At 68.0% G+C, this 25,480-nt stretch carries 17 protein-coding genes and 1 tRNA gene; 8 read left to right on the top strand and 10 right to left on the bottom strand.

Features of this window, described 5'->3' with window-relative positions; translation table 11 throughout:
- The first annotated feature begins 65 nt into the window (after nt 1-65).
- Nucleotides 66-299 carry a hypothetical protein gene (locus ACIOU8_RS11555; RefSeq protein WP_400789407.1) on the top strand — a complete coding sequence of 78 codons (234 nt, stop codon included), beginning with the start codon at nt 66-68 and terminating at the stop codon, nt 297-299.
- Between the two features lie 649 nt (nt 300-948).
- Here ACIOU8_RS11555 and ACIOU8_RS11550 read toward each other — a convergent pair.
- From ACIOU8_RS11550 to ACIOU8_RS11510, 9 genes are all read right to left on the bottom strand, one after another.
- Nucleotides 949-1,037, bottom strand: a tRNA-Ser gene (locus ACIOU8_RS11550).
- A gap of 268 nt (nt 1,038-1,305) precedes the next feature.
- Complete coding sequence (locus tag ACIOU8_RS11545) at nt 1,306-2,307, bottom strand: LacI family DNA-binding transcriptional regulator (protein WP_400789405.1); 1,002 nt, start codon at nt 2,305-2,307, stop codon at nt 1,306-1,308.
- Nucleotides 2,308-2,350: 43 nt separating this feature from the next.
- Nucleotides 2,351-3,028, bottom strand: coding sequence for a hypothetical protein (locus ACIOU8_RS11540; RefSeq protein WP_400789403.1), 678 nt, complete (start codon nt 3,026-3,028; stop codon nt 2,351-2,353).
- A gap of 2 nt (nt 3,029-3,030) precedes the next feature.
- Nucleotides 3,031-3,972 (bottom strand): carbohydrate ABC transporter permease, encoded by a 942-nt coding sequence (locus ACIOU8_RS11535; RefSeq protein WP_400789401.1) that lies wholly within the window; start codon nt 3,970-3,972, stop codon nt 3,031-3,033.
- A complete protein-coding gene (locus ACIOU8_RS11530; protein WP_400789399.1) occupies nt 3,969-4,970 on the bottom strand; it encodes a carbohydrate ABC transporter permease in 1,002 nt (333 codons plus the stop codon). The genes ACIOU8_RS11535 and ACIOU8_RS11530 overlap by 4 nt, the downstream gene beginning before the upstream one ends.
- A gap of 67 nt (nt 4,971-5,037) precedes the next feature.
- Nucleotides 5,038-6,333, bottom strand: coding sequence for an ABC transporter substrate-binding protein (locus ACIOU8_RS11525; RefSeq protein ID WP_400789397.1), 1,296 nt, complete (start codon nt 6,331-6,333; stop codon nt 5,038-5,040).
- 164 nt (nt 6,334-6,497) lie between these two features.
- Complete coding sequence (locus ACIOU8_RS11520; RefSeq protein ID WP_400789395.1) at nt 6,498-7,424, bottom strand: hypothetical protein; 927 nt, start codon at nt 7,422-7,424, stop codon at nt 6,498-6,500.
- Nucleotides 7,421-8,512, bottom strand: coding sequence for a Gfo/Idh/MocA family protein (locus ACIOU8_RS11515; protein WP_400789393.1), 1,092 nt, complete (start codon nt 8,510-8,512; stop codon nt 7,421-7,423). Before ACIOU8_RS11515 ends, ACIOU8_RS11520 begins: the two co-directional genes overlap by 4 nt.
- A 121-nt stretch (nt 8,513-8,633) precedes the next feature.
- Entirely contained in the window at nt 8,634-10,409 is a 1,776-nt protein-coding gene (locus tag ACIOU8_RS11510) for an ABC transporter ATP-binding protein (protein WP_400789390.1), read from the bottom strand.
- Nucleotides 10,410-10,477: 68 nt separating this feature from the next.
- On the opposite strand from ACIOU8_RS11510, the gene ACIOU8_RS11505 reads away from it, so the two are divergent.
- From ACIOU8_RS11505 to ACIOU8_RS11475, 7 genes are all read left to right on the top strand, one after another.
- Nucleotides 10,478-11,443 carry a serine hydrolase domain-containing protein gene (locus ACIOU8_RS11505; protein WP_400789387.1) on the top strand — a complete coding sequence of 322 codons (966 nt, stop codon included), beginning with the start codon at nt 10,478-10,480 and terminating at the stop codon, nt 11,441-11,443.
- A gap of 255 nt (nt 11,444-11,698) precedes the next feature.
- On the top strand, nt 11,699-17,986 hold the full coding sequence (locus ACIOU8_RS11500; RefSeq protein ID WP_400789385.1) for a fibronectin type III domain-containing protein: 6,288 nt from the start codon (nt 11,699-11,701) through the stop codon (nt 17,984-17,986).
- Between the two features lie 112 nt (nt 17,987-18,098).
- Nucleotides 18,099-18,500, top strand: a complete 402-nt coding sequence (locus tag ACIOU8_RS11495) for an L-rhamnose mutarotase (RefSeq protein ID WP_400789382.1) — start codon at nt 18,099-18,101, stop codon at nt 18,498-18,500.
- On the top strand, nt 18,497-19,663 hold the full coding sequence (gene rhaI / locus ACIOU8_RS11490; RefSeq protein WP_400789380.1) for an L-rhamnose isomerase: 1,167 nt from the start codon (nt 18,497-18,499) through the stop codon (nt 19,661-19,663). Before ACIOU8_RS11495 ends, rhaI begins: the two co-directional genes overlap by 4 nt.
- Nucleotides 19,664-19,749: 86 nt before the next feature.
- Complete coding sequence (locus ACIOU8_RS11485) at nt 19,750-20,604, top strand: alpha/beta hydrolase (protein ID WP_400789378.1); 855 nt, start codon at nt 19,750-19,752, stop codon at nt 20,602-20,604.
- Nucleotides 20,601-22,655, top strand: a complete 2,055-nt coding sequence (locus tag ACIOU8_RS11480) for a bifunctional aldolase/short-chain dehydrogenase (RefSeq protein WP_400789376.1) — start codon at nt 20,601-20,603, stop codon at nt 22,653-22,655. The genes ACIOU8_RS11485 and ACIOU8_RS11480 overlap by 4 nt, the downstream gene beginning before the upstream one ends.
- A complete protein-coding gene (locus ACIOU8_RS11475; protein WP_400789373.1) occupies nt 22,652-24,049 on the top strand; it encodes a rhamnulokinase family protein in 1,398 nt (465 codons plus the stop codon). The genes ACIOU8_RS11480 and ACIOU8_RS11475 overlap by 4 nt, the downstream gene beginning before the upstream one ends.
- A 344-nt stretch (nt 24,050-24,393) precedes the next feature.
- Here the strand turns inward: ACIOU8_RS11475 and rhaS are convergent, their stop codons facing one another.
- Nucleotides 24,394-25,437, bottom strand: a complete 1,044-nt coding sequence (gene rhaS / locus ACIOU8_RS11470) for a rhamnose ABC transporter substrate-binding protein (protein WP_400789371.1) — start codon at nt 25,435-25,437, stop codon at nt 24,394-24,396.
- Between the last annotated feature and the right edge of the window lie 43 nt (nt 25,438-25,480).

Here is a 25,480-nt window from a genome sequence, read left to right as displayed (position 1 = left end):
CCCGCAGGCGACTTCGCGCTGAGTGCTCGGATCCATGTCGCTTTCGCGACACAATCGACACCGGCGTGCTGCTGCTGCTGTGGGCAGATCAGCGGCGCTGGGCGAAACCTTGCTTCGAGTACTCTCCAGATCGGAAGCCGACTCCGTTCGAGCATTCGCACCGAGGGGCGGAGGCGGAGCATGGTCAGACCCGCATCGGGCTGGAAGCACAGATCCCGGTCGGAGAAGGATGCGACGCGCAGTTCGACGCCATCGAGTTCGCCAGTATGACGCTCAGCGACCTGCGCGACGGGTCTTGACTCCGTTGGACAAAGGAGCGGTGGCGCGGGTGCCCCGTTCTGGCTTCTGCAGGCGAGTCTTCAGGCATCCTCGTGCACTTCTGGATCCTCTCGTCAGCATCCCGGCAGGTCGCTCGCCATCCGTCGATGGCCATCCGATCTCAGGCCATACTGCTGCCATCGGCCGTGGTCCATGATCCCGGCAGTGACTTTCATGGCGTCGCAGCGGCCGTCGCTTCCGTGGAGCCGCGGATTGCCAAGCTCGGTGCGAGCGATGATGCTGGCACGCCTCACGTTGCCGAAAGCCTGAATGGGATCCTCCGCACTCGCGCTGTTCGCGGGACGGGTGCATTAGGGATAGCTCGCCGAACATCTCCACCCCGGCGCCCGTCGTAACACGGGATTCACAGTGCCCGGCACGCTGGGGCCACACGAAGGGTCACCCACCTGTACGGGCTGGCGACCCCCAACAGCCTCCGACCATCCGCCGTCGCGAAGTCACGCCGCTCTACGCCCCTGCGAGTGCTGCACCACACGGGAGTTGGGTGAGGGTGGTGCACCACGGGGTTCTCCCTGGGGGACCTTTCGACGCGAAAATGGCATCGTACAGAGGCAAAAAAACGCAGACACCCATCGCTGGAATACCTGCGTCGACCAGGGATTTTCAGTGCGGAGACGAGGGGATTTGAACCCCTGGTCCCCGTGAGGGGACTCCACCTTAGCAGGGTGGTGCACTCGGCCGGACTATGCGACGTCTCCAGGCATCCGCTCCGTGAAGACCGGATGCACCTTGCAAGCATAACGGGTTCGTCTGGCAGGAACGAATCGGAGATCACGTGCCCCCGGGAGCGCCGTCTGCAGGACGAAAGCACGCGGGCGGGACGAAAACCGACGGATGCTCCCGCATCCGTGCCCCGGTCCTGCAAACGGCACGGACGACCGGTCAGGACGACCGGTCAGGACGACCGGTCAGTGTGATCGATCACCGTGCCCCGGTCTTGCAAACGGCACGGAGGATCGGTCAGTGTCAGCCCGCGCTGGATTCCCGCACGACGAGTTCGGGCTGGAACCGCACCCGACGGTCGTGCTCGACTCCGTCGAGCTCTTTCAGCAGCAGGTCGACGCCGGTCCAGCCGAGCAGCCTGGCGGGCTGGCGCACCGAGCTCAGCGGCACGACCGTGGCGGAGGCGAAGTCGATGTCGTCGTATCCGACCATCGCGATGTCCTCGGGCACGCGGATGCCGGAGCCGAAGCTGAACGCCTGCAGCAGCCCCACGGCGAGCAGGTCGTTGGCGGCGAAGACCGCATCCGGACGCGAGCCTTCGGGACGCGCCGCGATCTCTTCGCCCGCGGCCCTCCCCTGCAGAACCGTGAGCGCCGACTGCTCGACGATCTCGAGCGTCACATCGGGGTGCGCCGCGACCGCGGTCTGCACTCCGCGCAGACGATCGGCGACCTGCTGCACCGACTGCGGACCTCCGACGAAAGCCAGGCGACGACGACCCGATGACAGCAGGTGTTCTGCGGCCAGACGCCCGCCCTCGACGTCATCGACCGAGACCGAGGGCAGCACGCCCTCCCCCACCTCGCGGTCGACGAGGACCACCGGCATCCCTCCCGCGGCGAAGCGGTGCACGGCCGTGAGGTCGTCGGAGGCCGGTGTCAGCAGCACGCCGTTGACGCGCTGCTCCTGGAAGAGTTCGAGATGCGCCAGCTGGCGCTCGTCTCGTTCGTCGCTGTTGCCGAGCAGCACCGTCATGCCGGCATCCGCGGCTCTGTCCTCCGCCCCGCGAACGACCTCGGCGAAGAACGGGTTGCCGATGTCGGGCACCACGAGGCCGATGCTGCGGCTGCGACCGGCGCGCAACTGCCTGGCGGCGTCGTTGCGCACGAAGCCGAGCTCCTGGATCACGCGCTGCACCCGCTCGACCGTCTTGGCGGACACGCGCTCCGGCTGATTGAGGACATTCGAGACGGTGCCGACCGAGACGCCGGCCGCAGCCGCGACGTCCTTCACCCCTACCGCCATGGCATGCCTCCGTCTGTTCGCGCGTGCGCCAACGACTACCTTCTCATTCCGCGCTGTGCACTCCGCGCCTGCGACGCGCGGGCACGGCGACGACGGCGAGCGCCGCACAGCCGATCCCCGCGATGAACAGCGGTGCGAGCGCCCAGGTCACGACACCGGTGAAGATGGCCGCGGCGGCGATGTACGCCGCACCAGCGATGTCGCCGCTGATCGTGCCGGGGACCGACCGCACGGCGGCGCCCCAGCCGAGTGACGGCGACCAAGCGCCTGCGGTCATGAGCACGGCGACCGCGAGGACGAGCAGTCCCGCCCAGCCGATCACCGCGATGACCTCACCACCGGGGAGCAGCCCGGACCCGGCGAGCACCACATCGAGTGCGAGCACACCCGCGATCAGCACGGCCGGAACACCCACGATGAGCGACGGCAGGATGCCAGCGCGCACGTCGTCCCAGAAGAGACCTGCCCGCGAATCCTCTGCAGCGACGAATCGGCGCAGATGGCGGATGCCGGCGGCGAGCGCGATCGGCAGGGTGACGACGCCGAGCGCCACGACGGTCATCATCAACCCGATCGTGAGCACCTCACCGAACAGACCGAACTTAGCCGTCGCGCCGGGGTTGACGCCCGGCTCGACGCCCGCGACAGTGGGGCCGGCGCCGGAGCGCGCCTCACGCTTCGCCGCCCTCTGCTCCCGACGTTCTGCGCTGATGACCGACATGACTAGCCCTTCAATCCCTGCGTGGCCACGCCGTCGACGAGGAAGCGCTGGAAGACCACGAAGAACAGCAGCACCGGCACGAGCGCCACGAACGAGGCCGTGACCGTCGCACCGTAGTCGGACGACGACGTCTGGTCGTTGTAGAGACGCAGCGCGATCGGCAGCGGGTAGTTCTCGGGGCTCGTCAGGTAGAGCAGCGGCCCGAGGAAGTCGTTCCATGCCCAGATGAACGAGAAGATCGCGCAGGTGATCAGCGCAGGCTTGATCAGCGGCAGGATGATCGCCCAGAAGATGCGGAAGTGACCTGCACCGTCGATGCGGGCCGCCTCGTCCATGTCACGCGGCATCTGGCGGATGAACTGCACGAGCAGGAAGACGAAGAACGCCTCGGTGGCGAGGAACTTCGGCAGGATCAGCGGGATGAAGGTGTCGACCCATCCGAGCTGGTTGAAGATGATGTACTGCGGGATGATCACGACGTGGAACGGCAGCAACAGCGTGCCGATCATCGCGGCGAACAGCACCCCGAGGCCCTTGAACTGCACGCGAGCGAACGCGTAGGCGGCGAGAGCCGACGAGAGCACGGTGCCGACCACGGCGGATGCCGCGAGGATCAGCGAGTTCAGGAAGAAGCGCCACATCGGCACTCCGGCGATGCCCTCCATGACCTTGCCGTAGTTGTCGATCGTCGGCGCCTGTGGGAACAGACCGGGGTTCTGACCGAACTCCGAATTGGGCTTGAACGTCGACAGGAACAGCCACAGCAGCGGGTAGAGCACGACCGCGGTGATGATGATCAGGGCGACGAGCCAGATCACCGTCTGCCAGGTCTTGCGCTTGACTCGACGACGAGGGGCGGGTGATCCGACGGGCGTCGTCTGCTGCGCGGCGAACACCGGCGTCGATGCGGCGCCGGACGTGGTCTCCTGGTTGGAGGTGCTCATTTGTCGTCTCCCGAGTAGTGCACCCACGACCGCTGGGTGCGGAACAGGATGAAGGCGATGATCGCGACGACGACCAGCAGGACCCACGCGATCGCCGCCGCGTAACCCATCTGCCCGTCGGAGAATCCACGCTTGTACAGGTACACCGTGATGAAGTTCGTCATGCCGGCGGGGCCGCCGGTGCCGTTGGAGATGATGTACGCCGAGGCGAACACCTGGAAAGCGCCGATCAGACCCAGCAGCAGGTTGAAGAACATCACCGGAGAGAGCATCGGGATCGTGACCGCGCGGAATCGACGGTAGGCGTTCGCACCGTCCATCTCGGCGGCCTCGTACAGCTCCTTCGGGATCTGCTTGAGTCCGGCGAGGAAGATGACCATCGTGGCTCCGAACTGCCAGACGGCGAGCAGGATCATCATCGGGAGGATGAGGCTCGGGTTTCCGATCCATCCGCCGAGTTCGATCCCGAAGATCTGAAGGCCGCTGTCGACCGGGCCGTCTGACGAGAACATCGCCCGCCAGACGATCGCGACCGACACCGATCCGCCGATGAGGGACGGCGCGTAGAACGCCGAGCGGAAGAAGCCGGCGCCCTTGTCGCGATAGTTCAGGAGCATCGCGACGCCGAGCGCCGCGGCGAGAGTGATCGGCGTGCCGACGAACACGTAGACCAGGGTGATCTGCGCCGACTGGATGAAGTTCGGGTCGCTCGTGAAGAGACGGATGTAGTTGTCCAGCCCGATCCACTTCGGCGGCTGGAAGATGTTGTACCTCGTGAAGGAGAGGTACAACGAGTAGATCATCGGCACGGCGGTCAGGCCGAAGAAGCCGATCAGCCACGGCGTCAGGAACGCATAGCCTGTCGCCGTCTCGCGGCGCAGGCGTGACTTCTGCCCGGGTCGCACGGGTTCGTTCTCGGGTCGGCGGCCGCTGCGAAGCGCCCGCCCGCGTCCGGACTTCTTGCCCGTGACGATCGTCCTCGTCGCCGTCGTGCTCATGACAGCTCCTTCCGAAGTGGGTGGGGTGCGGTGGGCCGGGCGGTCGTCACCCGGCCCACCGACGGAATCACTGGTTGAGGACGACGTCCATCTCGGCGAAGAACTGCTCCACGGCGTCATCGACGGTCGTGGTGCCGAAGTTCAGTTCGGTGCCCAGCACGCGGAACTTCTCTTCGAGGGTGCCGTAGCCGACGATCGGCACGGGCGGGGCGTCGCCGAGGCGGTCGGCGATGGACTCCTCGTAGTCCTTGACCTGCTGGCTCAGCGGGTCGAGCTCTGCGGCTTCGAGTGCGGTCTCGGAGGCGGGGAGGCCGCGGTTGGTGCCGAAGATCTCTCCGGACTCGGGAGAGTTGACCAGGAAGTTGACGAGTGTCGCCGACGCCTCCGGGTGCTCGGTCTTGGCCGAGATCGTGTGCAGCATCGACGGCTTCAGGTAGAGATCCTTCGCGCCCTCCTCCGTCACGGGCGGGGCCACGAGGCCGAGTTCGGTGTAGCTCTCGCCGAGGTTGGCGAGGTAGCCCGCACCGAAGTTGTCCCACGTGAGCTCACTGGCGGTCTTCGCCGAGTCGAACGAACCGAGGGGGGTCAGCTCCTCGACGACCTGCTGGGGCACGCCGGCCCCGTCGCGGATGTCGGCTCCGGACTCCCAGAACTCCTTCAGACGCTCCTCGTCGAATCCGGGGGTGCCGTCCTCGTCGAAGAGGTTCTTGCCCTCGCTGCGGAGCTGCAGCTCGAGGTTCTGGATGCGGCCCGAGAAGTCGGAGCCACCCCAGAAAGCGCCGCCGCTCGCATCGGTGACCTCGGCGATCCAGTCGGAGTAGTCGGCCCAGTCGCCGCCTGCGAACTCCTCGACGCCCGCGGTCTCGAGGAGCGCCGGGTTCGTGAACATGCCCCACGCGTTGGTCGAGGTGGCGATGCCGTAGGTCGTGTCGTCGACCACGCCGATGCTGAGGATGTTCTCGGGCAGCGGGTCGGTCTCGATGACGGATCCGAGATAGGGCTCGAGGTCGAGGAGCAGTCCGTTCTCGGAGTACTGGCGCAGGTACGAGTAGTCGAACTGCATCACGTCGGGGAGACCGCCACCGGCGGCCTCGGTCTGACGCTTCTCCCAGAACTCCGGGAATCCGAGGAACGTCGCGTTGACCGTGATGTTCGGGTACTCCTCGTTGAACGCCTCGATCGCCTGGTTGTACAGGTCGGCTCGGACGTCGTTGCCCCAGAACGCGAGGTCGAGGGTGACCTTCTCATCGGGGTCGTAGGTGGCTCCCCCCTCGGGGGTGCCCCCGCCGGCGCAGCCGGCGAGTACCAGCGCTGCGCTGGTGGCGACGGCCGCTGCGGCCGCCAGACGCTTCTTGCTGAACATCGTTGTCCTCTCTGGTGAACGTCCTCGTTCGGCAAAGCCGTGGAACGCCTGTGTCCATGTGGTGCGGGTGACGATTCCCGTGGGTGCAGGGAAAACGCTTACCTGCACGCTAATCCAGATTGAAACGTTTCGCAACCGGTAATTTCACCGCCGGATTACATCGATTACCGCGTGGGATTCGATTCTTCCACGATCAGATTCTCCGCTGCGACGACGAGACGCACCCGATACACGGCAGATCGCCTCTGCTCCCCCGTCGCGACATGCCCCGGAGCGGCCTGCGCCGTGCCGAAGAAGTAGAACCACAGGTCGTCGCCGTCGCGCACGTGCGCTCCGTGATTGCCGTGGCCCCCGGTCGGCAGATGGTCGAGGATCACGGCATCCTCCTCGCCCTGGCGCTTCCAGTCGGTGCCGTCGTCGGAGCGGTAGACGCCCATCCCCCGCCACTCGTCGACGATCAGCCACCAGAAACCGCCGAGCTCGAACACGGTCGGCCCCTCGTGCGGTCTCCCGCCGATCGCCACGCCGTCGAGACTCCAGCCGGCGAGATCAGGCGATGAGGAGACCATCGTGATCGAGTCCGCCGCCTCGTCCTTGCACCAGAGACGCCACAGCCCGTCCGGTGTGCGAGCCACGGCCGCATCGATCACACGATCGCTGCTCAGCGAGAGCGGGCCGCGCCTCGACCACTGGCGGAGATCGTCTGAGACGTACTCGACGATCGAGCGCGCGAACCCCGGCCAGCGGTCGGGGATGCCGTCGATCTCGGTGAGATACATGCGCCACCGTTCGCCGTCCCAGACGACCTCGGGTGCCCAGTGGGTGCGATCGACCTCAGCAGGCGGCGGGCCGGGCTCGAGGACGAGATCGGAGGCCGCGGGTTCGAGCGTTCCGTCATAGTGCCAGTCCACTCCGTCGCGAGATGTCGCGACGCCGATGCGGCTGCCGTGAATCCATGAGACCCCCGGCCCCGCATCCTCCAGGCTCGCGCGGCGCTGCGTGTAGAACATCCACCACAGTCCGTGCGCGTCGATCACGACCCTCGGGTCGGTCGCGCCGTCGTAGACGGGGTCGCGGTAGAGCTCCCTCATCGGCGCAGATCGGTGACCGGGCTCGCGAAGCCGGCTCGATGGGTGGGGTGCGCGGCCAGGATCTGCGGAGTGATCACGGCGCCGTCGGCCGCGGCCGAGGCGTAGATGCCTGCCACGATCTCGAGCGACCGGGCAGGCGCGTCTGCGGTCGCCGGGAGCGCGCCTCCGTCGAGCAGGGCGTCGAACACGTCGCGCAGCAGCGGCTCGTGATCGCTGCGCTCCTCGGCATCCGGGAACCCCCATCCCTCAGCCTCCGACTCGAAGCCCGGCGCGGGGGTGATCCGCCAGTTCTCGTGGCCGTGCCCGTAGACGTGGTCGACCGTGATCGTGGCCTTCTGCGCGTCGATGCGGATCGAGCTCGCCTCTCGGGGCGACACCGCACTCGTGATGAGCTGAGCGACCACCCCCTGATCGAAGACGATCGTCGCGGTCGAGACGTCCTCGGTCTCGGTCTCACGGTCGAGCCGCCAGAGCCTGCCCTGCACCGATGACCAGTCACCCAGCAGGTGCGCGAGCAGGTCGATCTGATGGATGCCGTGCCCGAGCGTCGTGCCACCGCCCTCGGTCTCCCACTTGCCGCGCCACGGCACGGCGAAGTAGTCGGCGTCGCGGAACCAGAGCGTCTGACACACGGCGACCAGCGGGCGTCCGAGCGCGCCGCTCTGCAGCAGCGAGCGCACGTGCGCCGCGGCAGTTCCGGTGCGCTGCTGGAAGACAACCGCGAGCTGCCTGCCCGCGGCCTCGGCGCCGTCCCGCATCTCGTCGAGCTCGTCGAGCGACGGCGCCGGCGGCTTCTCGACGATCACGTGCGCTCCGGCGGCGAACGCGGCGAGCGACTGCTGACGATGCGGTGCAGGCGGCGTGCAGATGAGCACGACGTCGGGCTGCTCGGCTGCGAGCATTTCGTCGAGGTCACCATAGGCGGCAGCGATGCCGTATCTCTCGGCGAAATCCTGGGCCTTCTCCAGGCTGAGATCGGCGACCGCGACGAGCTCTGCACGCGGGTACGCCGCCACGGCGCGGGCGTGCGCGTTCGCCACGGCTCCGGTGCCCACCAGGGCAGCGCGAAGGGTCTTGCCAGAAGTCATCGGTCCTCCTCAGGACGGCTATCGGCTCGGCCACGACTGGGTCGCTGAGCTTGTCGAAGCGCAGTGACCGGCACTTCGACAAGCTCAGTGAACGAGGGTTGAATCCACATTCGCGCCGGGGTCATCTCATGCCGTTCTGCACCAGGTGCAACCGAGCGTATCGCCCGTCTGCGGCGAGCAGATCGTCGTGCGAACCCTGCTCGACTATGCGTCCGCGCTCGAGCACGACGATGCGATCGGCCTGCCTGATCGTCGACAGCCGGTGCGCGACGACGAGCGTGGTGCGGCCCCGCATCAGCCGTTCGAGCGCCTCTTTCACGAGGCCCTCCGATTCGGGGTCGAGTGCGCTGGTCGCCTCGTCGAGCAGCAGGATCCGCGGGTCGCGGACGAGGGCACGGGCGATCGCGAGGCGTTGACGCTGACCGCCCGAGAGACGTGCGCCTCGCTCGCCGACGACGGTGTGCCACCCCTGCGGCTGCTCGCTCACGAACTCCCAGGCGTTGGCATCTCGCAGAGCCTGTTCGACGCGTTCGGGCGTGACGTCGGGCATGCCGTAGGCGATGTTGTCGAACACCGAACCCTCGAACAGCACGGACTCCTGCGGCACCACCGAGATCGACCGACGAACGGTGCGCAGATCGAGTTCCTGCATGTCGGCCCCGTCGAGCACGATCCGGCCGCTCGACGGTCTGACGAACCCCAGCACGAGATTCAGGAGCGTCGATTTGCCCGACCCCGACGAACCGACGAACGCGACCGTCTCGCCGGGCGCGATGCGCAGATCGATCTCGAACAGGGCATCCTCGTCGGCATCCGAGTAGCGATGCGTCGCCGAGTCGAGCACGATCTCGCCGGCCACCGCCGAGACGACGCGCTTGCCGGAGTTCTGCTCGACGTCGGGCTCCTGCAGGACCTCGGCGATCGAGCGCACCGACTCGAGCCCGCGGGCGCCGACCGGGATCAACATCAGCAGCTGAGTGAGCCCGCCGGTCAACAGAGTGAAGTAGCTCGAGAGCATCACGACCTCGCCGGGCGTGATCGGCAGGAAGCCCGTGAGCGCGCACACGGCCGCGAGCATGAGGCAGGCGACGCCGAGCAGCTGCATCGCCACCCACGAGATCGACGCGACCCGCCCATTGAGCAGGTCGAGGTCGAGGCCGGCCCTGCGCACCCCGTCTGCACCGCCAGCGACCCGGCTGATCGCCGTCTCCTCGAGTCCGTGAGCGCGAGTCACCGGAATCAGCGACGCCATCTCGCCGACGCGGGCAGACAGCGTCTCGATCTCGCGCCGGAAGACCTCGTTGCGACGCTGCGAGCGATTGCGCATGCCGTAGCGGATGCCGATGGCGATGGGCACGGCCAGGGCGTAGACAGGAAGGAACTGCGGCACGGTGATCGCCGTCATCGCGAGCGCGCCGAGCATCACCATGGTCGACGACAGCAGCGGATGCGTGACCTGCTGCAGCATCAGCTCGACGTTCTCGACGTCGCGCACGACCTTCGTCTGCACGATCGATGAGCTCATCCGCGTGTGATACCCGATCGAGAGACTCTGCAGGCGTGCAGTGAGGGCGTTGCGCAGGTCGGCGCCGAGGTCGCGCACCACGGTCATGAAGTTGCGCGTGTAGATGATGTGGTTGGGATAGTTCTGCAGCAGCAGCACCGCGGCGAGCGCGAACCACCACAGCACCTCGGTGACGTCTCCGTCGCTCGCCACCACGTCGATGATCGCCGCGGTGATCACCGGCAGGAACCAGAGGGGGATCTCCTTGATGGCGAAGGCGGTGATCGCGAAGGTCAGCCGCCAGGGCCGGCGGGCGACGAGGCGCAGCACAGAGCGAGTCGGGTGATCCCCATTGATGAGCGCGGCCGGATGGGAAAGCGCTTTCTGTGCCATGGTCCTATCGTAGAGTCACCATCGTCGGCACGGAAGCACGACGACCTGAATCCGCCGGGAGCACCCTCATGACCTTCGACGCCGCATTCGACTGGGCCCGTCGCCACGTGCAGGCAGAGAGACTTCCCACCGCCGTCGTCGGCATGGCCACGGCCGACGGCATCGTCGACCTCGAGGGTTTCGGCGCCGCGACGGATGCCGTCTACCCGCTGTTCTCGATCACCAAGGTGCTCACCGGCATCACCGCGACGAGAGCGATCGAGCGCGGCCTGCTCACTCCGAACACCCCACTCGCCGAAGCCCTGCCGGAGTTCGGATCGTCGCGCGATGACATCGTGCGGCTCTGGCACCTCGCCTCGCACACCTCGGGCATCTCCGAGCCCGCGCTCGACACCGCCCTCCCGCTGCGCCACGAGCTTCTCACGCGAGGCCGGGACTTCGCGGCGGGCACCGCATCGCGATACTCGACACTGGCCTTCGAGGGGATCGCCGCTCTGATCGAGCACGCCACCGACACGTCATGGGACGACGGCACTCTCGGGTGGGCCCACCGCATCGGCGCGATCGGCCTGACCCTCGACACCGCACAGTCCGTCGGAGTGCCCGATGCGGCGGCGGGCGGCCTCGATCTCGATCGGTTCCACGCCACACGCGCGCCGGGCGCCGGACTGCTGGGCAGGGCGGAGGACCTGCTCCACCTCGGCACCGAGCTGCTGCGCATCGGCCGCGGCGAGCGCGACGGCATCCTGTCTCCCGCCGGGCTCGCGATGATGCTGCGGCCGCTGACCGGCGACATTCCCCGACTCGACCCCTACCCCGACGAACGCGGTCAGGACTGGGGGTTCACGTTCAATCTGCGCTCGCGCGCTCCGGGGCTCGTCGACCGCGACGTCTTCGGACACGGCGGCTGGGCCGGCACCGAGTTCTGGGTGCATCCGGGGGCAGGAGTGTGCTGGGTCCTGCTCACGAACGCGGCTGTGCGTCCCGGTGTCGACGCCGACGAACTCGACAACGCAGTCGTCGTCGGCCTGTAGCGGGCGGATCCGTCACCGCAGCGCGCCACGGTAGCGCACCACCTGTCTGAAACGTCTCAAGAAAGTTCTTGCCACGGCGTCCGACGCCGTGCAAGGATCGTGCCAAACCCTTGGGAATGCGTTTTCCGAGGGCCCCGGATCCATCAATCGGTCGAGACGCAGTGATCATTCTCGTCTCGACTCCCCCTTTTGATATCCGCACCGACGCGGGTCTCTCAGTCGTACCCCTTTGCCAGTGATGTCCAAGGAGGAACCGTGGAGCATTCCACCCGTTCTGCACGAATTTCCCGACCGTTCTCGCGCCTGCGCGCCGGGTTCGCCGCCACCACGATCGCCGCCGTGATCGGAGCGACCATGACCGCCGTTCCGGCGGCCGCCGCGCTCGAACCGGCCGCGGACGGCGCCTGGCGATTCGACTTCGGCACGGCGACGAGCCCTGTCGCCGAGGGATACGAGCCGGTGCTCACGACCTCGCTCTACACCGCCGAGTCAGGGTGGGGGGTGACGGTTCCCGACGGTGTCGCACTGTTCGACCGTGACCGCACCGGCAACCGCACGCCGGCGGATCCGGTCGCCGAGGACTTCGTCGCCGGCACCTCGTGGGGATTCCTGCTCGACAGCGTGCCTGCCGGCGAGTACGACGTGACCGTGACGATCGGCGATGCGCTGACGACGGCGTCGAGCACCAACGCGACGCTGACGCTCGAGGGGGCCGCGCAGACGCGATTGCTGTCGCCCAAAGGCGGCTCCACCACCGAGACGTTCCGCACGAAGGTCGAAGACGGGCAGCTGACCGTGGGCTTCACAGGGAGCGGTCTCGGGGCCTATGTCAACGGCCTGATCGTCACGCCTGTCGTGCCGGCGGTTCCCGCTGATCTCGCGATCGCGAAGGTCGCCTGGAACACGGTCGATCTCTCCTGGGCACCCTCGGACGGCGCCGCGGCCTACCGGGTGCTGCGAGCCGACGTCGATGGCGAGGCGGTCGGCGAGTTCGGTCAGATCTCCGAGGTCGAGACGACGACGTTCTCCGACACCGACGTCGCCGAGGGCGACTCATTCGCCTATGCGGTCGAGGCCGTCGACTCCTACGGTCACGTGTCGGCTCGCACCGACGAGGTGCGCAGTGGCGCGATCCCGGCCCTCGCCACTCCGGCGACTCCGGACGGACTCGCGGTCGCGCAGGTGACGAAGGATGCCGTCTCACTGACCTGGACCGCGACGCCGAACGCCGACGAATACATCGTCGAGCGTGCGGGCGCCGATGAGCTCTTCTCCGCCGTCGCCACAGTGACCGCACCTGCGTTCACCGACACGATCGATACGTCGCAGAAGTGGTCGTACCGGGTGACCGCGCGCAACGCGGCGGGCGCGTCCGATGCATCCGTCGCCGTCGAATCCGCGGTCTACTCAGCGCCCGCTCCCCTGCCGACCGGCGACCGGATCGTCTTCGACTTCGGCCCCGGCACCCTCGCCGACGGCGCCGTCGGTGTGACGTCTGCTGTCGGATTCTCCGATGAGTGGGGCTACGGCTTCACGACGGCTCCGGCCTCCCCAGAGCCCGACGTCGACCGTGGCGGCGACGACCCGCTGCGGGGAGACCATGTCGTGGCGCACGGCGGCACCTTCGAGGTGCAGCTCGGCGCGGGCGACTACATCGTGAACGTGATCGCGGGCGACCGCACTGCCGCGAGCGAGATCGCGATCACCGCCGAGGGCATCGCCAAGGTGCAGACGACGGCGAAGCCCACCGGAGAGTACCTCGAGATGGCCTTCCCGATCGCCCTCATCGACGGGCGCCTGACCCTGCAGGTCGGCGGTTCGGCGGCGGCACTCGACGCGTTGACCATCACGCGCCAGACGACCCGGGCACCCGGAGCCCTGCCGACCGTCTACCTCGCCGGCGACTCGACCGTCCAGACATACACCGACACCTTCGCACCGCAGGCGGGGTGGGGACAGATGATCGACCGGTTCTTCGCCGATGACATCGCGTTCGCGAACCACGCGATCGGTGGACGATCCTCGAAGAACTTCATCACGCAGGGCCGTCTCGACGAGGTGCTGCGGGGAATCCGGCCCGGCGACTACCTGTTCGTGCAGTTCGGCCACAACGATGCGACGCAGGGTGTCGATGACCGCTACGCGTCTCCCGCCGACTACAAGGAGTATCTGCGCAGCTACGTGCAGGGGGCGCGCCAGCGCGGTGCGACCCCCGTGCTCGTCACCCCCGTCTCGCGCCGCAGCTTCGACGCCACGACGGGTGCGGCCAACGTGAGCTTCCCCGAGTACGTGGCGAAGATGATCGAACTCGCGCAGGAGGAGGGCGTACCGCTCGTCGACCTGTCGGCATCGAGCCGCGCCTATCTCGACGAGATCGGCCCGGAAGCCGCGAAGTCGGTGTTCCTCTGGGTCGATCCGGGCATCTTCCCCGGGCGCCCGTCCGGCACCCAGGACGACACGCACTTCCAGGACTACGGCGCGATCCAGATGGCTCGCCTCATCGCCCAGGACGTCGCCGCTCTCGACGACCCCCTCGCATCGAAGGTCGTCGACGTCGAGCCGCCCGCCGCGGTGCCTGCCGCGCCGGCGGATCTCGTGGCCGGCTCCATCTCGAATGCCGGCGCCGTGCTGCAGTGGGACGCGTCTTCGGGCGCTGACATCTATCGCATCGAACGCCAGGCCACCGCCGACCCCGAGCAGGTCTGGTCGCTGGTGACCACGACCACGCAGACGAGCGCCATCGTGCAGGGTCTCGCCGAGGGCACGGGGTACCGCTACCGCGTGTTCGCGGTGAACGGCCGGGGCGCCTCGAAGGCGTCGAACACTGTCGCCTTCTCGACCAAGCAGGCGAAGTGGAAGTTCGACTTCCAGCTCACCGGCGGCGCGATCATGCCGGGCTACACCGAGGTGAACCCGGACGACGCGTACACGTCCGACGCGGGTTTCGGCTTCGCGTCTCCTCTGGCGGCGAACGCCGGGCGCGACCGCGGAACCGCCGGCGGCGCGAGCGACCTCGAGCGCGACTTCGTGCTGCCCGGCGACTCGAGCGAGTTCCTGCTGGACGTTCCGAACGGCACCTACTCGGTCAAGACGTATTCCGGCGACTGGATCGGCTCGACCCGGACCAACTTCGACATCGAGGGCAAGGCGCTCGGATCGGGCAATGCCGGCTCGGGCTCGGTCAACGCGTCGGTGCGCGGCCCGGTGCTCGTCACCGACGATCAGCTCACCGTGCGAGCGCACGGTGCAGCGGCCGGAACCCGCCTCAACGGCATCGAGGTGACGCCGATCCTGCTCGGACCGGCCGGCCTCGAGGTGACCGACGTGAACGCGGATCCCGCTGCGCCGACCGTCTCCCTCGCCTGGACCGCCGAGCCGGGGATGACCTGGAAGGTGTACCGGACCTCGGCGTTCGAGAAGTCGTCGGCACTGGTCGGCGATGCCACCACCGCGTCTTTCACGGACACGACGGCCCGCCTGGGGCTGGACTACACGTATCACGTGACCGCGGTCGACCAGACCGGACTCGAATCGGTGCCCTCGACACCCGTCGACGTGTCTCTGGTCGACCCGGGCGTCGATGCGCCGTCGGCACCGACCGCACTCGCGGTCGACCGGCTCGAGAAGCGCGCGGTCGAGATCTCGTGGGCGCAACCGAGCACCGCCGTCTACACGATGGTCTTCCGCTCCGAGATCGAGGGTGAGCGCGGTGAACTCGCCGGCTTCGCCACCACGAACCGTTTCGTCGACACAGCGGTGCTGACGACGATCCCGTACCACTACACCGCTGTCGCAGTGAACGCCGGCGGTGCGGGGCCCGACTCTGCGCAGCTGAGCACGGAGGCTGCCACCGTGCTGCAGCGGCAGGCCGAGTATCTCGACCGCGCGCCGGCAGCCGTGCAGACCGACGACGGCGTGCTGGTCAGCTGGCGCATGCTCGGCACCGACCCGGACGCGATCGCCTTCCACGTCTATCGTGACGGCACGCGCATCACGGATGAGCCGATCAGCGACTCGACCAACCTCCTCGACGCCGACGGTTCGGGCGGCTCGACGTACTTCGTCACGAGCCTCCTCGAGGATCGCGAGGCCACGGTGACCGACGAGTTCGGAGTGCAGAGCGGAGACCACCTCTCGATCCCTCTCGACAAGCCCGCCGACGCGTACACGAAGGACGGACAGCCGTACTCGTACCGCGCCAACGACGCGAGCGTCGGAGATCTCGACGGCGACGGGCAGTACGAGATCCTCGTCAAGTGGGACCCCTCGAACTCGAAGGACAACTCGCAGTCGGGCTATACGGGCAACGTGTACCTCGATGCCTACCGTCTCGACGGCACCCGCCTGTGGCGCATCGACCTGGGAGTGAACATCCGGGCGGGCGCGCACTACACGCAGTTCCAAGTGTTCGACTATGACGGCGACGGCCGCGCCGAGGTGATCATGAAGACCGCCGACGGCACGGTCGACGGCGTGGGGCAGCCCATCGGCAACGCCAGCGCCGACCACCGCAACAGCACGGGGTACGTGCTCACCGGACCCGAGTACCTCAGCGTCTTCAACGGACTCACGGGGGCCGCGGTCGACACCGTGGACTACGTGCCGGCCCGAGGCGACGTCGGCTCGTGGGGCGACACGTACGGCAACCGGGTCGACCGGTTCCTGGCGGCGACCGCGTATCTCGACGGCGAGCACCCCAGCGCGATCTTCAGCCGCGGGTACTACACCCGTGCCGTGATGGCGGCGTACGACTTCGACGGCTCGACGCTGACGCAGCGATGGGTGCTCGACTCGAACGACGCGGGCAGTGAGGGCTTCTACGGCGAGGGCAACCACAGTATGTCTGTGGCCGATGTCGACGGCGACCAGAAGGACGAGATCGTCTTCGGCTCAGCCACGGTCGATGACGACGGCTCTCTGCTCTACTCGACCGAGCTCGGGCACGGAGACGCGATCCACGTCTCGGACCTCGTGCCCTCGAACCCCGGCCTCGAGGTGTTCGCGGCGCACGAGGACATGAACGCCTCGGGCAGTGTCGGTGCGACGATGCGCGACGCCCGCACGGGCGCGGTTCTCTGGTCCATCCCCGCTGCCAAGGACACCGGTCGTGCCGCATCCGGCGACATCGACCCCCGGCATGAGGGCGCCGAGGGATGGGCGATCGGCGGAGACGCCGCGTGGAACTCCCCCGTCGGCCAGCTGAGATCATCCACGGGCGAGCTCATCGGCGAGCGCATTCCTGCGGCGAACTTCCTCGCCTGGTTCGACGGAGACCCGCTGCGGGAGATCGTCGACCACGACTGGAACGCCGAGACGTCCACGGGCGTGCCGACGGTGTCGAAGTGGAACTGGGAGACCGAGTCCAGCGACGTGATCCTGAAGGCGGAGGGCGCACTCTCCAACAACAGCACCAAGGGGACGCCGAACCTGCAGGCTGATCTGTTCGGCGACTGGCGCGAGGAGATCGCCTGGCGCTCCGACGACTCGACCGAGCTGCGGGTCTACTCCACCACCGACGACACGGACCTGCGCCTGCGGACCCTCATGCACGACTCGGTGTACCGGCTCTCGGTCGCGTGGCAGAACACCGGATACAACCAGCCGCCGCACACGAGCTTCTTCCTCGGCGACGGCATGGAGCAGCCGCCGGCACCGCACATCGCGGTGACGGGCGACCCCTCGGGTGCGGTCGATCAGACGGCTCCTGTCGTGTCGGGGATGCCTGCAGACGGCGCCCTGTTCCCGAGCACGTCGACCTTCACGGTGGACGTGACGGCTGCCGATCCCGAGTCGGGGGTGCGCACTCTCGACATCACCTTCGACGGAGAACCGGTGGCGCCCGGCCAGACGATCGATCTGGCCGATCTCGTTGGCCCCCACACCGTGACCGTCAACGCGGTCAACCACGACGGCCTCGTCACCCGTGCGGAGGCGCAGATCCTGGTCTACGACGACGAGCGGCCCGCGGCGAAGCCCGCCCGCGGCACGCTGTCGACGGACTCGGGGTGGGACACCGGTCTGCACGACGGTGAGTTCACGGTGTCGATGAACCTCTGGCACGGCGCGAACGGCTCGGTGTTCCGGCTCTACGAGAACGGCACGCTCATCGCGACCAAGCTGCTCGATGCCGACTCGCCGAAATCCCAGCTCACCACGGTCTCCGTGAGCGGCCGCACCGACGGCACGTACGTCTACACGGGCGAACTGGTCAACGCGAAGGGCACGACGGCCACGACATCCGTCACGGTGAAGGTGAAGGATGCCGCACCCGGGGTGCCCGTGGTCAGCCACGACAACTGGGATCGAGACGGCAGCTATTCCGTGACCACCGACCTCTGGTGGGGCACGAACGGCACCGAATACCGGCTGTACGAGAACGGCGTTCTGATCGACACTCAGACGCTGGTGGCCGCCTCACCCTCGGCGCAGCACGCCAAGACGGCGGTCACCGGGCGCGCCCCAGGCACCTACGCCTACGTCGCCGAGTTCTCGAACGCTGCCGGCACCACGGCTTCGAGGAACGTGACCGTGGTCGTGAGGTGATCAGCCGATCCATCCGAGGCATGGCCGGTCGCTTGACAGAGCGACCGGCCATGCTAATGTGGACAGCGTTGAATGAAACGATTCAAAGCCGCTCGATGAAGAGAGACCGATCATGACCCGCGTCGCGTTCCAGTTGCAGGTGCGCCCTGAACTGCTCGACGAATATCTCGCCCGCCACTCGCCCGTCTGGCCCGAGATGCTGGCCGAGATCGCTGCCGCCGGCCGCCGCAACTACTCACTGTTCCTGGCCGAGGGCGGCACGCTCGTCGGGTACTACGAGACCGACGATGACGCCGCGGCACAGGCCTACCTCGCCGCATCCGCCGTCGCCGCGCGCTGGGAGGCCGAGATGGGCCGCTTCTTCATCGATCTCGACGGGCGCCCGGACCAGGCCGCCACCGCACTCACCGAGGTGTTCCACCTCGAAGACCAGCTCGCCGGGTCCGGCGGCTCTCTCGCATCAGACACCGACGACATCGACAACCGCAACGACACCGAAGGCAGCGCCTCATGAGCATCCTCTCGTCCGACAACCTCGCCGCTCTCGAGCAGCAGGGCATCGAGCTCCCCAGTTGGGCGTTCGGCAACTCCGGCACCCGTTTCAAGGTGTTCGGCACGCCGGGCACGCCCCGTGACCCGTGGGAGAAGATCGCGGATGCCGCGCAGGTCAACGCCTACACCGCGCTCGCTCCCTCGGTCGCCCTGCACATTCCGTGGGACCTCGTCGACTCGTTCTCGGATCTGCGCAAGCACGCCGAAGACCTCGGCGTGACCCTCGGCACCGTCAACTCCAACACCTTCCAGGACGACGACTACAAGTTCGGCGCCCTGACCCATGAGGACCCGACGATCCGCCAGAAGGCGATCGATCACCACCTCTCCTGCATCGACGTCATGGATGCCACGGGCAGCCGCGACCTGAAGATCTGGCTCGCCGAGGGCTCGAACTACCCCGGCCAGGCTGACCTCCGCGGCCGCCAGGACCGCCTGCAGGAGTCGCTGCAGCAGATCTACGCGCGCCTGGGCGACGACCAGCGCCTCGTGCTGGAGTACAAGTTCTTCGAACCGGCGTTTTACCACACCGATGTTCCCGACTGGGGCACGTCATACGCGCAGGTCAGCTCTCTCGGCGAGAAGGCCATGGTGTGTCTCGACACCGGCCACCACGCCCCCGGCACCAACATCGAGTTCATCGTCATGCAGCTGCTGCGCCTCGGCAAGCTCGGCTCGTTCGACTTCAACTCGCGCTTCTACGCCGACGACGACCTGATCGTCGGTGCGGCAGACCCGTTCCAGCTGTTCCGCATCCTGTTCGAGGTCGTGCGCGGCGGCGGCCTGAACAACCCCGAGGTGGCGTTCATGCTCGACCAGTGCCACAACGTCGAAGACAAGATCCCCGGCCAGATCCGCTCGGTGCTCAACGTGCAGGAGATGACGGCCCGCGCGCTGATCGTCGACCGCGATGCGCTGACCGCGGCGCAGAAGTCCGGCGACGTTCTCGCCGCGAACGCCGTCTTCATGGATGCGTTCTACACCGACGTGCGCCCGGCCCTCGCCGAGTGGCGCGAGTCGCGCGGGCTCGCCGCCGATCCGATGAAGGCCTACGCCGAGTCGGGCTACCAGCAGAAGATCGCCGCCGACCGCGTCGGCGGCGTGCAGGCCGGCTGGGGCGCGTAGCCTCGACCGCTGACCCCATGAGACCCGTCGGGATGCGGGAGCCGATCCCCGCATCCCGACGCCCCACTGACAGAAGGACGGATGCTGTGAGAGACCAGGTGCTCGACGGGCCGCACGGCCCGTTGCGCGTGCGTGTGTACGAGCCGGAGAACCCCGCGGGCCCCGGCCTCGTCTGGGTGCACGGCGGCGGTTTCGCCGCGGGCGAGATCGACATGCCCGAGGCAGACTGGGTCGCACGGAGCCTCGCCGACCGGGGCATCGTCGTCGTGTCTGTCGACTACGCCCTCGCTCCGTTCCCACGCGCGTGGTCCGCGGCATCCGGAGCTCCCGAGCGAGACGGCGTGCACTACCCCGTCGCCTCCGACGAGGTCGAAGCCGCGTTCCGCTGGGCTGTCGACTCCGGCCTCGCCCACGGCCCCTGGTCGATCGGCGGAGCGAGCGCAGGCGGCAACCTCGCGACCGGCGCAGCCCTGCGGCTGAGCCATGGCGCAGGGCCCGTTCCCGCTCTCGCGGTGCTCGCCTATCCGACGCTGCATGCCGTCCAGGGTGAGCCTGATGCCGCCCTGCGCTCAGCGCTCGATGCCGATCCGGAGGCCGACACGTTCGGACCCGATCCCGTGCGAGTCATGTACGAGAACTACCTGGGCGGGCCCGCCGAGGGCGGGGACGTCTACGCCGTGCCCGGCACAGCATCCCCCGCTCAGCTCTCGCACTTCCCCGCCACGATCATGATCAATGACGAGATCGACGAGCTGCGCGTCTCCGGGGAGGCGTTCGGGGCCACGCTGCGCGACGCCGGCATCGACCTCGACATCTCCACCGAGCCTGGCACGCGCCACGGCCACCTCAACCGTCCGGAACACGCGGCGGCGACAGCATCCATCGATCGCTTCGCCCGCCGCATCCTCGCCACGTCTCCCGAGAACAAGGAACAGCCATGACCAACCCCACCGCCGCCGCCCTCATCGAGCGGTCGAACCGCCTGGGCGCCGACCCCAAGAACACCAACTACGCGGGCGGCAACACGTCGGCGAAGGGCACCGAGACCGATCCGGTCACCGGGCAGCCGGTCGAGCTGATGTGGGTCAAGGGGTCGGGCGGCGACCTGGGCACGCTGCAGGAGCAGGGGCTCGCCGTGCTGCGTCTCGACCGCATGCGCGCTCTCGTCGACGTCTACCCCGGCCTCGACCGTGAAGACGAGATGGTCGCCGCGTTCGACTACTGCCTGCACGGCAAGGGCGGAGCCGCCCCGTCGATCGACACCGCGATGCACGGACTCGTCGACGCCGCACACGTCGACCACCTGCACCCCGACTCCGGCATCGCGATCGCGACCGCCGCCGACGGCGAAGCGCTGACCACGAAGATCTTCGGCGACAAGGTCGTCTGGGTCCCGTGGCGCCGCCCCGGCTTCCAGCTCGGACTCGACATCGCCGCGATCAAGGCGAAGAACCCACAGGCGATCGGTACCATCCTCGGCGGCCACGGCATCACCGCGTGGGGTGACACGTCGGAGGAGGCCGAGGCCAACTCGCTCTGGATCATCGACACCGCCGCCGCCTACATCGAGGCGAACGGCAAGTCCGACCCGTTCGGTGGCGTGCGCTCCGGCTTCGAGGCGCTGCCCGAGGCCGAGCGCCGCGAGCGCGCCGCAGCTCTCGCCGGCACCATCCGCGGCATCGCGTCGACCGACAAGCCGATGGTCGGCCACTTCACCGACTCCGACGTCGTGCTCGACTTCCTCGCCTCAGACCGCGCCCCCGAGCTCGCCGCCCTCGGCACCAGCTGCCCCGACCACTTCCTGCGCACCAAGGTCAAGCCGCTGATCCTCGACCTGCCCGTCACGGCATCGGCCGATGAGCAGATCGCCCGCCTGCACGAGCTGCACACCGAGTATCGCGCCGACTATCAGGCCTACTACGACGCCCACGCTTCGACAGGCTCAGCGCAGGCGCCCGCGTCGCCCGCGATCCGCGGCGCCGACCCGCTCATCGTGCTCGTGCCCGGCATCGGCATGTTCTCGTACGGCGCGAACAAGCAGACCGCCCGCGTCGCCGGCGAGTTCTACGTCAACGCGATCAACGTGATGCGCGGCGCTGAGGCGCTGTCGACCTACTCCCCCATCTCCGACGCCGAGAAGTTCGCCATCGAGTACTGGGCGCTCGAGGAGGCGAAGCTGCAGCGGATGCCGAAGCCGAAGTCGCACCAGGGTCGCATCGCGTTCGTGACCGGCGCGGCATCCGGCATCGGCAAGGCCATCGCCACCCGTCTCGCCGCCGAGGGCGCCTGCGTCGTCATCGCCGACCTCGATCTCGAGAAGGCGCAGGCCGCCGCGGCCGAGCTCGGAGGCACCGACGTTGCGATCGGCGTCGCGGCGAACGTCGCAGATGCGGATGCGATCCAGGCCGCTCTGAACGACGCCGTGCTCGCGTTCGGAGGCGTCGACCTCGTCGTCAACAACGCCGGGCTCTCGCTGTCGAAGCCCCTGCTCGAGACCACCGAGAAGGACTGGGACCTGCAGCACGACGTCATGGCCAAGGGCTCGTTCCTCGTGTCGAAGGCCGCGGCCCGAGTGCTGATCGACCAGAAGCTCGGCGGCGACATCATCTACATCTCCTCCAAGAACTCCGTCTTCGCGGGGCCGAACAACATCGCGTACTCGGCGACCAAGGCCGACCAAGCGCACCAGGTGCGACTTCTGGCGGTCGAGCTCGGCGAGTTCGGCATCCGCGTCAACGGCATCAACCCCGATGGCGTCGTACGCGGTTCGGGCATCTTCGCCTCGGGCTGGGGCGCGAACCGCGCAGCCACCTACGGCGTGGCCGAAGAGGACCTCGGCCAGTTCTATGCCAACCGCACGATCCTCAAGCGCGAGGTCGTCCCCGAGAACGTGGCGGATGCCGTCTACGTTCTGACGGGTCCCGAGCTCAGCCGCACCACGGGTCTGCACATCCCGGTCGACTCCGGCGTCGCCGCGGCGTTCCTGCGATGACGGTGCGGTCCGTCGCCGCCGTCGACCTCGGGGCGACCAGCGGTCGCGTCATGATCGGGCGGATCGGCGACGGCCGGCTCGACCTCGAACTGGTGTCGCGGTTCCCGAACGGTCCCGTCGAGCGTGAAGACGGCCTGCACTGGGACTTCGGGGCTCTGTACGAACATGTCGTCGAAGGGCTCGCCGAAGCTGTGCGCCGAGAGCCGGGCATCGAGAGCATAGGCATCGACTCGTGGGCGGTCGACTACGGCCTGCTCGAGGGCGGCGCGCTTCTCGCCGAGCCGTTCCACTATCGCGACGCGCGCACCGCGCGTGGAGTCGACGAGGTGCACGCGATCGCGCCCTTCGCCGAGCTGTACCAGCGCAACGGGCTGCAGTTCCTGCCGTTCAACACGCTGTACCAGTACCGTGTCGACACCCGCCTCGCCGACGCCGACACCGCCCTGTTGGTCCCCGACCTCATCGCGTTCCTGCTCACCGGAACGGCTGTGGCCGAGCGCACGAACGCCTCGACCACCGGGCTGCTCGGGGTCGAGTCCGGTGAGTGGGACGCCGAGCTGGCCGATCGTCTCGGCATCCCGTCGCGCATCCTGCCTCCGTTGGTCGACCCTGGCGTGACCATCGGCACACTGCGTCCTGAGATCACCGCGCGCATCGGCAAGGACCTGCCCGTCATCGCGGTCGGCTCCCATGACACGGCATCCGCGGTCGTCGCCACTCCCCTCTCGACTCCGCACTCCGCGTACATCTCGTGCGGCACGTGGGGGCTGGTCGGCGTCGAGCTGACCGAGCCTGTGCTGACGGATGCTGCGCGCCAGGCCAACTTCACGCACGAACTCGGGGTCGACCGGCGCTATCGGTTCCTGCACAACGTGACGGGACTCTGGTTGCTCAGCGAGACGGTGCGCGCCTGGGAGGCGGAGGACGGCTCGTCGATCGACCTGCCCGAGCTGCTGGCCGCGGCATCCGCGGTCACCGACGAGGTGCCGACCTTCGACGCGAACGACCCGACGCTCAGCGCCCCCGGAGACATGCCTGCGCGCATCACGGCACTGTTCGGATCGGAAGCGCCGTCTTCACGGCCGGCATTCGCCCGGTCGATCGTCGAATCGATCGCGACCGCGTTCGCGGATGCGGTGCAGACGGCATCCGATCTGTCCGGGCGCGAGCTCGACAGCATCCATCTGGTCGGCGGAGGTTCGCTGAACCGCCTGCTGTGCCAGGCGACGGCCGACCGCACCGGCCTTCCGGTGCTCGCGGGCCCCGTCGAGGCGACCGCCCTCGGCAACGTGCTCGTGCAGGCGCGCACCCTCCGCGCCGCGCCCGGGTCTCTCGAGGAGCTGCGTTCCCTGGTCGCCGCGACCCACGAGCCCGAGCGCTTCGACCCGCGCTGACCCCGGTCCCCGCCCCCGCCCCGGCCTGTCTCCGTCTGCGTGCTGCCGACGGCACACCTGGCTGGACGATCCCCGGATGGATGCTGAAACCACCTTCCCCGGCATCCATCCGTACTTTCCCCAGCCATCCGTCCCGGCTCCGGCCCCGAGGTCCCCTCCCGTCTGTCCTTTTTGGTCCCGTCCCCGGGCACCCCGCCGCACACCTGGCTGGCCAATCCCCGGATGGATGCTGAAGCCACCCTTCTCCGGCATCCATCCGTACTTTCCCCAGCCATCCGTCCCGGCAGACGCGAAAGGGGGCGCCGGAGCCGAAGCCCCGGCGCCCCCTCACGAGGCGATTCGACTCAGAAGTCGAACTCGCCGATGTTGTCTGCGTTGAACTCGAACGGGTCGCCGAGCAGCACGACGCCGTCGGCGCCGACCTCGTACTCGCCGAGCTCGCCCGCCTCGAAGGTGTCGCCCTCTTCACCGGTGATGTCGCCCTCGATCAGCGCCTTCGACGCGAATGCCGCCAGGTAGCCGAGGTCGGCAGGGTTCCACAATGCGAAGGCGGTGACGGTGCCGTCTTCGACGTACTCGCGCATCTGGTTCGGCGTGCCGAGACCGGTGATCGCGACCTTGCCCTTGTAGTCCGAGGTCGAGACGTAGCGCGCAGCAGCCGCGATGCCGACCGTGGTGGGCGAGATGATGCCCTTCAGATCCGGGTGGCTCTGCAGCAGAGCCGCCGTCTTGTCGAACGAGGTCTGGTCGTCGTCGTCGCCGTAGACGGTCTCGACGATCGTGATGTCCGGGTACTCGCTGGCGACATACTCCTTCATCAGCTCGATCCAGGCGTTCTGGTTGGTCGCATTGGCGGATGCCGACAAGATCGCGACCTCACCGGCTCCGCCGATCTGGTCGGCGATCAGGTCGACCTGCACCTTGGCGATGCCCTCGGAGTCGGCCTGGTTGATGAAGAGGTCGCGGCACTCGGGATTCGTGTCGGAGTCGAAGGTGACGACCTTGACGCCTGCGTCGCGAGCCTCGTTCAGCGCGTCGCAGATCGCCTTCGGGTCGTTGGCCGAGACGACCAGTGCGCCGACGGCCTGCTGCGTAGCGGTGTTGATGTAGCTGACCTGGGCGTCAGGCGTGGCCTCGGCGGGTCCGACCTCGGCGAACGTGCCCCCGAACTCGTCGACGGCGGTCTTGCCGCCCTCGCTCGAGGTGTCGAAGTACGGGTTGCCGAGGTTCTTGGGCAGGAACGTGATCGAGAGATTGTCGGATCCGCCACCCTCGCCCGAGCCGGATCCGCCGGAGCCGCCACTGGTGTCGGCACAGCCGGTCAGCACGAGCGCTGCGGCCACGGCGACAGCCGCGAAGCCCGCGATCTTCTTACGTGCAAACATCATTGTTCTTCCTTTCGTGATGATCACCGCAGGCGGATGCCGGCGA

The organism is Microbacterium sp. NPDC087589, assembly GCF_044743635.1.
GTDB lineage: Bacteria > Actinomycetota > Actinomycetes > Actinomycetales > Microbacteriaceae > Microbacterium.
The sequence above is the reverse complement of the archived record's forward strand: the minus strand, read 5'-3'. Positions and strand labels throughout refer to the sequence as shown.

Excerpts from the sequence above, each read along its gene's own strand:
- ACIOU8_RS11545 (WP_400789405.1), bottom strand. The coding sequence starts at position 2,307 with ATGGCGGTAGGGGTGAAGGACGTCGCGGCTGCGGCCGGCGTCTCGGTC.
- ACIOU8_RS11530 (WP_400789399.1), bottom strand. The coding sequence starts at position 4,970 with ATGAGCACGACGGCGACGAGGACGATCGTCACGGGCAAGAAGTCCGGA.
- ACIOU8_RS11505 (WP_400789387.1), top strand. The coding sequence starts at position 10,478 with ATGACCTTCGACGCCGCATTCGACTGGGCCCGTCGCCACGTGCAGGCA.
- ACIOU8_RS11495 (WP_400789382.1), top strand. The coding sequence starts at position 18,099 with ATGACCCGCGTCGCGTTCCAGTTGCAGGTGCGCCCTGAACTGCTCGAC.
- ACIOU8_RS11515 (WP_400789393.1), bottom strand. The coding sequence starts at position 8,512 with ATGACTTCTGGCAAGACCCTTCGCGCTGCCCTGGTGGGCACCGGAGCC.
- ACIOU8_RS11520 (WP_400789395.1), bottom strand. The coding sequence starts at position 7,424 with ATGAGGGAGCTCTACCGCGACCCCGTCTACGACGGCGCGACCGACCCG.
- ACIOU8_RS11480 (WP_400789376.1), top strand. The coding sequence starts at position 20,601 with ATGACCAACCCCACCGCCGCCGCCCTCATCGAGCGGTCGAACCGCCTG.
- ACIOU8_RS11535 (WP_400789401.1), bottom strand. The coding sequence starts at position 3,972 with ATGAGCACCTCCAACCAGGAGACCACGTCCGGCGCCGCATCGACGCCG.
- ACIOU8_RS11475 (WP_400789373.1), top strand. The coding sequence starts at position 22,652 with ATGACGGTGCGGTCCGTCGCCGCCGTCGACCTCGGGGCGACCAGCGGT.
- rhaI (WP_400789380.1), top strand. The coding sequence starts at position 18,497 with ATGAGCATCCTCTCGTCCGACAACCTCGCCGCTCTCGAGCAGCAGGGC.
- rhaS (WP_400789371.1), bottom strand. The coding sequence starts at position 25,437 with ATGATGTTTGCACGTAAGAAGATCGCGGGCTTCGCGGCTGTCGCCGTG.
- ACIOU8_RS11525 (WP_400789397.1), bottom strand. The coding sequence starts at position 6,333 with ATGTTCAGCAAGAAGCGTCTGGCGGCCGCAGCGGCCGTCGCCACCAGC.
- ACIOU8_RS11510 (WP_400789390.1), bottom strand. The coding sequence starts at position 10,409 with ATGGCACAGAAAGCGCTTTCCCATCCGGCCGCGCTCATCAATGGGGAT.
- ACIOU8_RS11540 (WP_400789403.1), bottom strand. The coding sequence starts at position 3,028 with ATGTCGGTCATCAGCGCAGAACGTCGGGAGCAGAGGGCGGCGAAGCGT.